Source organism: Gillisia sp. Hel_I_29 (assembly GCF_000744275.1).
Taxonomy (GTDB): Bacteria; Bacteroidota; Bacteroidia; order Flavobacteriales; family Flavobacteriaceae; genus Gillisia.
Genome location: NZ_JQLP01000005.1, coordinates 1,755,811 through 1,767,707, shown reverse-complemented (window position 1 = coordinate 1,767,707; position 11,897 = coordinate 1,755,811). Strand labels below are relative to the sequence as shown.

The window sequence follows — 11,897 nt, the reverse complement described above, 5'->3', positions numbered from 1 at the left end:
AACAACTGGTGCGCTCTATCCTGAGCATACCACACTTTCAACTATTTGAAAAACAGAAATTTATAATCTATTAGAATAAATACCATTCTAAGAATAAATAATTAATACTATGGATTTACAGAAAGAATTCTGGATAAAGAATATGGTATGTAGCCGTTGTCTAAAAGTAATAACGCAAGAACTGGAAGAGATGGGAATAACCGTACTCTCTTTGGAATTAGGTAAACTATTGGTTGAATCTTCAAAAAACACCAACACGGAGGTTACGTATAAAGTTACCAAAGTACTTCATTCCAATGATTTTGAAATAGTACAAAGTGAAGGGGAAATGCTGGTTGAAAAAGTAAAAATCATTCTAATCCAACTGCTTACTCAGTTACCACTTCATTTGAAAACAAATACTTCAGAACATTTGTCTTCTACGCTCAACAGGGATTATAAAATACTGAGCAGGCTGTTTTCTAAAAATGAAAACACCACCATTGAAAAATACTTTATAAAACTGAAAATTGAAAAAGTAAAAGAACTTATTCAATTAAAACAATATTCTTTTTCAGATGTGGCATATATGCTGGATTATAGTAGCATTAACCATTTATCAAGACAGTTTAAAGAGATTGTGGGAATGAGTATGAGCGACTATAAAAACACAGAAAAATGGAAACGAAATTTCTATGATGAAATTATATAAATAACAACGAAAGTTATGCAGATGAAGTAGCATAAAAACAGATAGCTTTCGTGTTAATTATAATATTAAAAACCCTAAGGCTTGTGTTGATAATCCCCCAATTACAACATAAGCCAGTTCAGGTCTTAAAAAGGCGAGGAATAAACATTAATTAAAATAAAAAACAATGAAAAATCACTGGTTATGGATGGTCCTCGGTTGTGGACTGCCGCTTTTACTCATCTTTTTAGCACCATCTATTGGAATTGGTGGTGGCACCTGGCTTTTTGCATTTATTATAATAATGTTCGCAGTACACTTGTTAATGCCCATGCGGCACGGGAGCCATACGCACGGATTGTCCAATGAGAACTTAAAAAAGAAGGATAAAAAAAAAGAAGGACAACATCACTAAAATTTATGTTATGAAACGAAAATTTCAAATTAATGGTATTAGTTGCGGCGGCTGCATTAGCAGGGTCAAAAAGACATTGGAAGAACATCCAAAGATTGAAAAGGCAGAAATTTTTCTGGCACCAAAAGGAGCTACAATCATCACTATGAAGGAAACGCTTTCAGTAGATGAATTACAAAAACAACTCAGCAACCTTGAGGGTTACACAATTGAAAAACTGTAAAAGTAACTTAAAATCAAAAATTATGTTTTTTCACGACGGAAGTTTCGGAGGTATGCACCTGATATGGTGGATTATTTGGATGGCGTTTATCATTTGGATTTTCTTTATCCCAACTGATATCCCATACCAAAAACCAAAAAAAGAAAAGCCATTGGACATCCTAAAAAACAGGTTTGCCAAGGGCGAAATTTCAAAGGAGGAATTTGAAGAATCCAAAAAATTATTAAAATCAGATAACCAATCTTAAAACATATAAATTATGTATCGATTAAATGTAAAAAAATTCGGTTTTGCCCTCGGTCTAACTGGAGCCTTGATATATCTGGGCTGTATGATCGTAATGGCTACAGCCGGACAAGGAGGATCCATAACATTTTTTAATAGCCTTGTGCACGGATTGGATGTTACCAGTATTATTAGAATGGATGTTCCTTTATGGGAAGCCGGTTTGGGAATAGTACAGATATTCATTTTAGGATGGCTTATAGGCGCGTGCATCGCTGCTTTTTACAATGCTCAAATTAAAAACAAATAAAATTGTGAAAGTTGAAAAAGGCTATGGCGAAAATTAAAATCATTTTTATTCATTTACTATTAGGTGCAGGTATTTTTTATTTCCTGGTACACCCTTTCACAATGGTAATCTATTGGTTTGAGTTCAGTAATACGCCCTTCTCTTTCCCCTTGTTTCAGCAAGTTCTGGAAGAACGTTTTGTGGAATCTTTCACCTTCGATATGCGGGGAATGGGCGGCTTATTGACTCTATTGGGAGGCTTCTTGGGAATAGTTTCTGGTTTGTTCTGGATAAACCTGAAAAAGAAAGATGAAATTATTGGCACACAACAGCGGCTGCTTGTTCGTGATATTGAAGAATTGATCCAGGCCGGTGAAAATGAGCGCGTAGAATTTAAGTCTTCCATACGTTATGACTATTACCGTAAATCAACCAATCGCGACCTAGAAGTTATCATAGCCAAAACCATCACAGGGTTTATGAACGCAAAAGGTGGAAAACTTATAATTGGTGTTGATGACGAAGGAAATGTTCTGGGATTGGAAAAAGATTATAAAACCCTAAAGCATAAAAACAGGGACGGGTATGAACGTGCGGTGTTCAGGATTATTTCTACGCAATTGGGGCACGAGGCTTGTTTCAGCAACCATATTTCATTTTACAGTATTAATGAAAAAGATGTGTGCGTAGTGGATATCGAACCTTCGGAAAAACCCATTTATGTCAACGATACCGAAAACACCACATTCTATGTGCGTACTGGCAATGCAACCTACCCATTGACTGTTAAAGAAGCTGTTAATTATTTAGAAAATAGAAAGCAATAGGTCTATGCAATATGTCTGGTTTATATGGTCTCTTATAATTCTTGCGCTTTGGGCAATAATCTATTTGTCAAAAAAGGGGTATAGAAAAGAAATGCTCAAAATGAGCCTTATCACTATGCCCTTTGGCCTAACAGAACCCTTGTTTGTTCCAGAATATTGGTTTCCACCTTCCCTATTCCATTTAGCGGAAAGAACAGGTTTTGATATTGAGAGCCTTATCTTCTCTTTTGCTATTGGCGGAATAGGGACGGTATTGTATAATCTGATATTCAAAAAAGGCTATATAGATATGCCTCATACCGAACGGAGCCACCAAAGACATAAGCTACATATTTATATACTTTTTGTTCCAGCCATTGTATTTGTAATATTTAGTCTTTTCACCGCGCTTAACCACATCTATTGTGGCATCATTGCAATGTTTTTTGGTGGTTTGGCAACATTGTACTGTCGCCCAGATTTAAAAGGAAAGATATGGGTTGGAGGAATCTTGTTTACCATACTGTACTTCATTTATTTCGGAAGCATCCTTCCGTTCTATCCCCAATATGTGGAGTTGTACTGGAATCTGGACAACCTGACCCATATTCTTGTTTTGGGAATCCCAATTGAAGAGTTACTGTTCGCTTTCACCTTTGGTATGTATTGGTCTGGATTATATGAACACTTGTATTGGAGAAAACTTATAAAATCGAAAGAAATGTCAACCAACTAAAACATTCAAATTATGAAAATATTATTGGCCATAGATGGTTCAGATTTCAGTAAAGTAGCCATTCACGAACTTATAAAAATGACCCTATCCTCAAATAGTGAAATTCATATTATAAATGTTTATGAAGTTCCGAAAACAACCGGCCTGGGATTGCATACTATGGGCGGCAGGATAGGAAATTACATAGAAGAAATTAGAAGTAACGCTCAAAAATTGGGAAACAAAATCGTTTCAGAAGCTTTCGATAAAATCAAGGCCGAAAACAAGGCACTTACCATAACCACAAGTGTTGTTAGTGGCCTGCCCAAAAGTACTATTTATGAAAAAGCAGAAGATTGGGGTGCAGATTTAATCGTAGTAGGCTCTCAGGGTCACGGTGCACTTTCACGCTTAGTATTGGGCTCTGTATCCCAATATTTGACCACAAATGCCAAATGTTCAGTACTCATTGCAAGAGATAGAAATAAAAAATGAAAGAAAAGCAAACACATAGCATTCCGTTGGAATCCACCTGTAAGATAACAGATGAAATCTGTCTTCCAGATACTAAATTACCTCGTGTGGTTATCGTTGGTGGAGGATTTGCAGGTTTGGCATTGGTTGAAAAACTGAAACACAAAGAAGTTCAAGTGGTTTTACTCGATAAAAATAACTTCCATCAATTTCAACCTTTATTATATCAAGTGGCAACGAGTGCGTTGGAACCTGATAGCATAGTATTTCCATTTAGAAAACAATTCAATGGTTACAAAAATGTAGTATTTCGTTTGGCTGAAGTTGAGGAAATTCAACCTGATTCAAATACTATATTGACCAATAAGGGAAGTGTTTCTTATGACTATTTAGTGTTGGCTACTGGCACGACCACCAATTTCTTTGGGATGGATTCTGTGGCCGAAAATAGTTTGGGGATGAAGGATATTCGCGATTCCCTCAACATCCGTCATATGATGTTGCAAAATTTGGAACAGGCAGCTATTACTTGTGATGATAAAGAACGCGACGCGCTGACAAATTTTGTAATAGTAGGTGGTGGTCCAGCAGGCGTAGAAATGGCAGGAGCTTTGGCAGAGTTTTGCAAATACATCCTTCCCAAAGATTACCCAGAGTACCCTTCTTCCATTATGAATATTTATCTAATAGAAGCCATTGATGAGTTGTTAGGCACAATGTCAGACAAGGCATCATCGAAAACCCTCAAATATTTAGAGGATTTAAATGTAAAGGTATTATTAAATGAAGCTGTAAGCAATTATGATGGAAAGGAAGTCACTACCAAAAGTGATAAGACCATTTTGGCTAAAAACCTTATCTGGACGGCTGGCGTAAAAGGACAATTCCCAAAAGGTATTGATGAAAAACACGTGGTCAAGGGCAACCGGATTAAAACCGATGCTAATTTAAAAGTAGAAGGCTACGAAAACATTTTTGCCATAGGCGATATAGCTGCGCTTATTTCTGAAGAAAGACCCAAAGGGCATCCACAAGTAGCACAGACAGCTATTCAGCAAGGTAAATGGTTGGGTGATTCACTATTAAAAATCATTAAGAACGAGGCACCAAAACCTTTCGAATATAAAGACAAGGGTTCTTTGGCAACCGTAGGAAAACGTAAAGCAGTAGCCGACTTGGGAAAAATGAAGTTTGCTGGCTATTTCGCCTGGTTACTATGGTCCATAGTACACTTGATGTCCATAAGCGGATTTAGAAATAGATTGATGGTTGGTTTTAATTGGGCGGTTAGTTATTTCACTTATGAAAAGAGCAACCGACTGATTATTAGAAATTTTAATCCGAAATCTTCGATTAAAAACAGGGGAAAATAATTTAAAAATGAAGAATAACAGAGAGAATAAAGATAAGCTTTCCCTAATAGGTTCCATATCCCTTGGTACAGGCGTAATGATTGGTGCTGGCATATTTGTCCTAATGGGTCAAATAGCTGAATTAGTGGGAGATCTATTTCCAATAGCATTTATTGCGGGAGCCGTTGTGGTGGGGTTCAGTTCATATTCCTATGTCAAGTTTTCAAATGCTTTTCCGTCGTCTGGAGGTGTGGTTAAATTCCTTAACAAATCCTATGGGCCTGGAACAACAACTGGGTTTTATTCTTTACTGATGTACGTATCAATGGTAGTTTCAGAAAGTTTGGTGGCCGGCACTTTTGGGGCTTATACACTTAGGCTATTTCCAGATTCCTACGCAAATTATGCCTCTGTTCTTGGAGTCGGACTTATTGTTATTGCTTATATAGTGAATATCCTGGGCAATAAGGTTATTGGTGCAACAGCTACCTTTACAGCAGTTGTCAAAGTTTTTGGTATTGCATTGCTCGCCATTGCAGGGTTAATAGTTTCTGGATTTGCAGACATTACAGGAAGCTATATTCCTCAAAATACCGAAGCTTTACCACAGGGCTTTGGCTTTGTGGCTGCATTGGCATTGGCAATCCTTGCCTATAAAGGATTTACAACAATCACGAACCAAGGAGCCGATATTAAAAGCCCGCATAAAAATCTTGGTAGGTCTATCGTGTTTTCCATACTTATCTGCACACTGATATATGTAGCCTTGGCATTAGCTGTTGCGGGAGGTTTAAGCATTCCTGAAATAATCGAAGCTAAAGATTATGCCCTTGCAGCCGCCGCAAAACCTGTTTTTGGGGAATGGGGTTCCTGGATTACCATTGGCATTGCCATTATTGCCACGGTTTCTGGGGTCATTGCCAGTATCTTTTCCTCTTCACGCTTGTTGGCAATGCTCAGCAATATGAAACAGGTGCCTTCTTTAACCAAACTTGGTAGCTTAAAAAATCCAGCACTAATATTCACGTCTTCCCTCGCCATTTTACTGACCGTGCTTTTCGATTTGACAAGGATAGCATCCATTGGGGCTATTTTTTACCTTATTATGGATATCGCTATCCATTGGGGGCTGTTCCGCAATCTTAGAAAAGAAGTGGATTTTAAACCAATTATCCCCGTGATTGCCATTATACTGGATGTTGCAGTACTCTCGGCCTTTATTTATATAAAATATCTGAACGATCCTTTGGTTCTTATTGTCGCGGCAATTGGGATTGTTCTAATACTTGTGGCGGAACGCCTTTTTATGATTTCACATACAGACGATGAAGGTAATATGCCGATGGGAATGAAGAATACAAGTGACAAAAACAATAAAACATAATTAATTAAAAACAATTTATATGAAAAATGTAGCAGTTATAGGTTACGGAGTCATTGGAAAAAGGGTGGCAGATGCCATCAACCTACAAGAAGATATGAAGCTTTCGGGAGTATGCGATATCATTACCGACTGGCGAATTCAAAATGCCGTAAGAAAGGAATACGATATTTATGCAGCTACCCAGGAAGCTGAAGGTAAAATGAAATCCGAAGGAATTTCAGTAAAAGGAAATTTACAGGAGCTTTTAAAGAAATCAGACCTGGTTGTGGACTGTACACCCAAAAAAATTGCCGCTCAGAATGTCGTTATCTACAAGGAGCAAAACATCAAATTTATTCTACACGGTGGCGAAAAACACGAAACCACAGGGCATTCCTTTAGTGCAGAAAATAATTACAAATCAGCTCTAAACTTGAATGCGACAAGAGTAGTTTCCTGTAATACTACGTCTATTTTAAGAACCTTGACCGCTTTAAAAAGAGCCGATTTATTGGATTATGCCAGAGGTACACTTTTAAGAAGAGCTACAGACCCTTGGGAAAGTCATTTGGGTGGTATTATGAATACGATGGTTCCCGAAAAAGATATCCCAAGCCATCAAGGTCCGGATGCTAAAAGTGTTGACCCAGAACTGGATGTCATCACCGCAGCAGTAAAAGTACCTGAAACATTGAGCCATATGCACTATTGGAATGTGAAGTTGAAAAGACAAGCCACAAAAGAGGAAGTTCTTAACGCCCTTAAAACATCTAGCCGTATTAAACTAATTCAATATGACCAAGGCCTAGTTTCAAACAATACCATTAAAGAAATGTTCTTGGATATGGGAAGACCTTGGGGCGATATGTACGAAGTAGCACTATGGGAAGATATGCTGAAGGTACAGGGAGACGAACTCTTTTATGCCTACGTGGTCGATAACCAAGCTATTGTAATCCCGGAAACAATTGATGCTATTAGGGCTTTAACTGGAATTGAAACAGATGGTACAAAATCCATAGCCAAAACAAATGAAAGTTTAGGAATCCATTAAATACTATCAAAATGAAAACAGACAAGAATATAGTAGAACTTTTAGGAGAAAAAGCAGACTTCTATTTAGAACACGTTTGTGAAAAAATAACAAAGGATGAATTGCAAGTGCCAAGCAAAAATAGTTTAGAAAAAGTATTTGGCAGTAGCAACAGAAATCCGCAGGTGCTTCGAAGTCTTTCACAATTGTACAACAACGGAAATCTGGGAGGTACAGGCTATTTAAGTATCCTTCCTGTGGACCAAGGTATTGAGCATAGCGCGGCCTTTTCATTCTATAAAAACCCAGATTATTTCGACCCAGAGAACATTATAAAACTCGCCCTTGAGGCCGGTTGTAATGGGGTGGCTTCCACGTTTGGGGTTTTGGGTTTGAATGCCCGAAAATATGCCCATAAAATCCCTTTTATCGTTAAGATTAACCACAATGAACTGCTTACCTACCCGAACAAATATGACCAAACACTCTTTGGTAAGGTAAAAACCGCTTGGGATATGGGAGCAATTGCCGTAGGAGCTACGATTTATTTTGGTTCAGCGGAAAGTAACAGACAACTCAAAGAAATAGCAGAGGCTTTTGAAGAAGCTCATAATCTTGGTATGGCTACCATTTTATGGTGCTATACACGAAATGAAGCTTTTAAAACCGATAAAGAAGATTATCACGCATCGGCCGATGTAACCGGACAAGCCAATCAGATTGGAGTAACGATACAGGCAGATATCATCAAACAAAAATTACCAACCAATAATTTTGGTTTCAAAGAGATAGGATTTGGAAAATATGATGATGAAATGTATAAAACCCTTACCACAGACCACCCTATTGACCTTTGCAGGTTGCAAGTAGCCAATTGCTATATGGGTAAAATAGGGCTGATTAATTCAGGTGGTGGTTCCAAAGGCAAATCAGATTTGTCCGAAGCTGTAACAACTGCCGTCATCAATAAAAGGGCTGGTGGCTCTGGGCTGATAATGGGAAGAAAAGCATTTCAAAAGCCCTTTAGCGAAGGCGTGAAAGTATTACAATCTGTTCAGGAAGTTTATTTGGACGATAAAATTAGTATAGCATAATCAACAGAATGTTTGACACAGAGATAAAATCATTAAAATCACTTAACCACTACCTCCTTAAACTGGTAGAAAGCCGTCTATGGCTTAAAGTAATCATTGCTTTGTTGTTAGGTGTTGGATTTGGTCTGTTATTGAGTCCACAAAACGGATGGATTTCTAAAGAAACAGCAGATATCGCGGGGAATTGGCTGGCATTGCCCGGTGTACTATTTCTGAAACTGGTTCAAATGATTATGATTCCGTTGATTGTGGCTTCCATCATCACAGGAATCGCAAGTAATGATAAGGACAGTTTAAAAAAATTAGGTGGTGGTGTTTTACTATATTTTTTGGGCACAACAATAGTTTCGGTTAGCATTGGTACGATACTATCCCAAATTTTTAGACCGGGTCGTTTTCTTCATCAACAAGCACTAAAAGAGCATAATGAAATTACGGCAGTTTCAACTGATGAACCCGAGCTTTCCTTCGGAGTTGAAACGATTCCTGATGCCATCTCAAACCTGCTTCCTGAAAATCCATTGGCATCTATGGTAAGTGGTGAAATGTTAAGTATTGTGATTTTCACAATCATTATTGGTGTAGCTGTGCTATCTCTTGAAAATGATTTACTGCGCCCAGTAAAGCTGCTTCTAACTGCCATTCAGGAAGTCTGTATGACGGTGGTAAAATGGTCTATGTTATTAGTCCCTATTGCTGTTTTCGGACTTATGGCGCAGCTTACCTCTAGTGTTGGTTTAAGTTCTCTTTCCGGTCTCACCTATTATGTTGGCGTCGTCCTGCTCGGTCTATTACTTTTGGTAATTTTCTATTTAGGGCTAATTGTGCTTCTTGGAAAAGCAAACCCTATGCATTTCCTAAAAAAAATAAGGGACGTTCAATTATTGGCCTTTTCAACCACAAGCTCTGCGGCCGTGATGCCACTTTCCCTTCAAACAGCCGAAGAAGAATTGAAGGTGGACAAGACCATTAGCAATTTTATTATTCCCATAGGTGCAACCGTCAATATGGATGGCACTGCACTCTATCAAACCATAACTACGCTATTCATAGCCCAAGCCTATGGCTTGGAAATGAGTTTGCTCAATATTATTGTGGTCATCGTAACCATCGTTGCTGCTTCAATCGGCACACCTGCCATTCCCGGAGGTGGTGTGGTGATACTCGCTTCTGTTTTGGGAAGTGTCGGTATTCCAGCCGAAGGCATCATCATTATTATTGGTGTAGAAAGATTGTTGGGAATGTTCAGGACTGCTGTAAACGTAACGGGTGACCTCACAGCTTGTATGGTTTTTAATAGGTTTTATGGTAAAACCCCAATATTGGTTAATGATAAAACTTTAAAAATATGACATTACTACTCATATCCATATTTTTCATTTTTCCTGTGGTCGCAATAGCAGGATATCAACATTATAAGATTGTTAAGCACCCAGCTTATGATGCTGACAAAACACTCTTAAATTATGAAATTATAGGTGCGGGTGAAAACAAACTCGTTTTGCTGCACGGTTTGACAGGGTCATTGAATTATTGGAAACGCAATTTAGAAAGCATTTCAAAAACACACACTTTGCTATTAATAGACCTTTTGGGTTTTGGTGATTCGCCAAAACCACAAAGTGATTATTCGCTTTCAGTTCAACTAAAAGCTTTAGAATTGGTTTTGCAAAAAGAAGGATTCAATGATGGAAAAACCATAGTTGCCGGTCATTCTATGGGCGCTATAATTTCAATGGCCCTATTGGAAAAACACTCAAATTGGCTCAAAGCAGGCATTTTTATTGGAATACCTGTTTATCAGGATGCAGATGAATTTAAAAAAATTATGTCCTCACATTCCTTTGTGGACAGAATATCAATAAGCAGATTCTCTAAATACATCTGTATGATTCATCCCATTTTTATGTCGCGTGCATTTAAACCAGACAACCTCACGGATGATGTTTATGAAGATGCAAAAAAACACCATTGGCAGAGCTACTATTATTCGCTTACGAGGATAATCCTAAAAACAGATTTATACGGGATTGCAAGAAAGATTAGAAACACAAAAGTGCTTTTCATTCACGGAGCAAAGGACACTACTGCACCGCTCAAAAATGCTATAGACTTATCAAGAGAATTTACAAACGTAAAAACTGTTACCTCTACAGGGGGAGACCATCAGTTCTTTCTAAAAGAAGCAGAATTTGTATGGAAGACCATCCAAGATTTTTCTGTTTCAGATAAAAAATCACAAAAAACAATTTTAAATGAATACTAATAAAATTAAACATATAGGTGTATTTACCTCTGGAGGTGATAGTCCAGGGATGAATTCAGCCTTGTACGCCATTGCAAAAACGGCTGAAGCAACTGGTATAAAAGTTAGTGGTTTTAGAAAAGGATATGAAGGATTGATAGACGGTGACTTGGTTCAATTTAAATCACACGAATTACAAAAACTGACCCAAAAGGGTGGCACAATTCTAAAGACCGCACGAAGCAAACGTTTTCTCGAACTGGAAGGTCGAAAAAAAGCCCTGCAAACCCTAAATGCAAACAAAATAGATGCCCTGATTGCCATTGGTGGCGATGGCACATTTAAAGGACTACTTACTTTTTCAGAAATATGCGACATTCCGTTTATCGGCATTCCTGGTACTATAGATAATGATATTTCAGGAACAGATTATACCCTTGGTTTTGATTCCGCAGTAAATACAGCCATTGAGAATATTGATAAAATAAAGGACACTGCGGAATCTCACAATCGGGTATTCATTGTGGAAGTAATGGGCAGGGATTCTGGCTACATCGCCATTCATTCAGGACTTACCACAGGAGCAGATGCCATTTTAATTCCCGAGAGTGGAAAGGACTTTATTTATCTATTGGATAAGGTTAAAAATTACGATAGCGAAGATGCTTTTCTTGTCGTGGTTTCAGAAGGCGATGAAATAGGTGCCGAACTTGTTTCTTCAAAAATAAAGGAAGTCAACCCCAATGTCGATTTACGAATTACAAAACTTGGGCACGTACAGCGTGGTGGAAATCCTTCTGCTTTAGATAGGATGTTGGGTATTAGGCTTGGGGTGGAAGCCGTAAAATCACTTTTACAAAGTAAAAAGAATGTAATGGTCGGGATTTTAAACAATCAATTGCACTTAACCCCTTTTAATGAAGTGGTCAAACAACATCAGGTCAATAAAGAATTGCACGAACTCTTAGAACTATTTGGAAAATAAAAACGAGA

15 protein-coding genes are annotated in these 11,897 nt (G+C 37.9%); all 15 read left to right on the top strand.

Annotation, left to right across the window (positions count from 1 at the left end; genetic code table 11):
- The first annotated feature begins 109 nt into the window (after positions 1–109).
- Entirely contained in the window at positions 110–691 is a 582-nt protein-coding gene (locus P163_RS13190; protein ID WP_034892125.1) for a helix-turn-helix domain-containing protein, read from the top strand.
- Positions 692–857: 166 nt separating this feature from the next.
- Entirely contained in the window at positions 858–1,085 is a 228-nt protein-coding gene (locus P163_RS13185) for a hypothetical protein (protein ID WP_034892122.1), read from the top strand.
- A gap of 10 nt (positions 1,086–1,095) precedes the next feature.
- Positions 1,096–1,308 (top strand): heavy-metal-associated domain-containing protein, encoded by a 213-nt coding sequence (locus P163_RS13180; RefSeq protein ID WP_027884438.1) that lies wholly within the window; start codon positions 1,096–1,098, stop codon positions 1,306–1,308.
- A gap of 22 nt (positions 1,309–1,330) precedes the next feature.
- The gene (locus P163_RS13175) at positions 1,331–1,555 is read left to right on the top strand and encodes an SHOCT domain-containing protein (RefSeq protein ID WP_027884439.1); all 225 of its coding nucleotides are present in this window, start codon (positions 1,331–1,333) and stop codon (positions 1,553–1,555) included.
- A gap of 12 nt (positions 1,556–1,567) precedes the next feature.
- A complete protein-coding gene (locus P163_RS13170; protein WP_034892114.1) occupies positions 1,568–1,843 on the top strand; it encodes a DUF5676 family membrane protein in 276 nt (91 codons plus the stop codon).
- An 11-nt stretch (positions 1,844–1,854) separates the two neighbouring features.
- The gene (locus P163_RS13165; RefSeq protein ID WP_156100707.1) at positions 1,855–2,649 is read left to right on the top strand and encodes a helix-turn-helix domain-containing protein; all 795 of its coding nucleotides are present in this window, start codon (positions 1,855–1,857) and stop codon (positions 2,647–2,649) included.
- Positions 2,650–2,749: 100 nt separating this feature from the next.
- Positions 2,750–3,364, top strand: a complete 615-nt coding sequence (locus P163_RS13160; RefSeq protein WP_231556198.1) for a lycopene cyclase domain-containing protein — start codon at positions 2,750–2,752, stop codon at positions 3,362–3,364.
- 12 nt (positions 3,365–3,376) lie between these two features.
- Positions 3,377–3,838: a universal stress protein gene (locus P163_RS13155; RefSeq protein ID WP_008616424.1), complete on the top strand. Its 462-nt coding sequence runs from the start codon at positions 3,377–3,379 to the stop codon at positions 3,836–3,838.
- Complete coding sequence (locus P163_RS13150) at positions 3,835–5,190, top strand: NAD(P)/FAD-dependent oxidoreductase (RefSeq protein ID WP_034892100.1); 1,356 nt, start codon at positions 3,835–3,837, stop codon at positions 5,188–5,190. The genes P163_RS13155 and P163_RS13150 overlap by 4 nt, the downstream gene beginning before the upstream one ends.
- Before the next feature lie 7 nt (positions 5,191–5,197).
- Positions 5,198–6,553, top strand: a complete 1,356-nt coding sequence (locus tag P163_RS13145) for an APC family permease (RefSeq protein WP_034892097.1) — start codon at positions 5,198–5,200, stop codon at positions 6,551–6,553.
- A gap of 19 nt (positions 6,554–6,572) precedes the next feature.
- Positions 6,573–7,586, top strand: coding sequence for a type II glyceraldehyde-3-phosphate dehydrogenase (locus tag P163_RS13140; RefSeq protein ID WP_034892094.1), 1,014 nt, complete (start codon positions 6,573–6,575; stop codon positions 7,584–7,586).
- A gap of 11 nt (positions 7,587–7,597) precedes the next feature.
- Positions 7,598–8,659: a class I fructose-bisphosphate aldolase gene (locus P163_RS13135; protein ID WP_034892092.1), complete on the top strand. Its 1,062-nt coding sequence runs from the start codon at positions 7,598–7,600 to the stop codon at positions 8,657–8,659.
- A gap of 8 nt (positions 8,660–8,667) precedes the next feature.
- The gene (locus P163_RS13130) at positions 8,668–10,011 is read left to right on the top strand and encodes a dicarboxylate/amino acid:cation symporter (RefSeq protein WP_034892089.1); all 1,344 of its coding nucleotides are present in this window, start codon (positions 8,668–8,670) and stop codon (positions 10,009–10,011) included.
- Complete coding sequence (locus tag P163_RS13125; protein WP_034892086.1) at positions 10,008–10,925, top strand: alpha/beta fold hydrolase; 918 nt, start codon at positions 10,008–10,010, stop codon at positions 10,923–10,925. Before P163_RS13130 ends, P163_RS13125 begins: the two co-directional genes overlap by 4 nt.
- The gene (locus P163_RS13120) at positions 10,915–11,889 is read left to right on the top strand and encodes an ATP-dependent 6-phosphofructokinase (RefSeq protein ID WP_034892083.1); all 975 of its coding nucleotides are present in this window, start codon (positions 10,915–10,917) and stop codon (positions 11,887–11,889) included. Before P163_RS13125 ends, P163_RS13120 begins: the two co-directional genes overlap by 11 nt.
- The last annotated feature ends 8 nt before the right edge of the window (positions 11,890–11,897 follow it).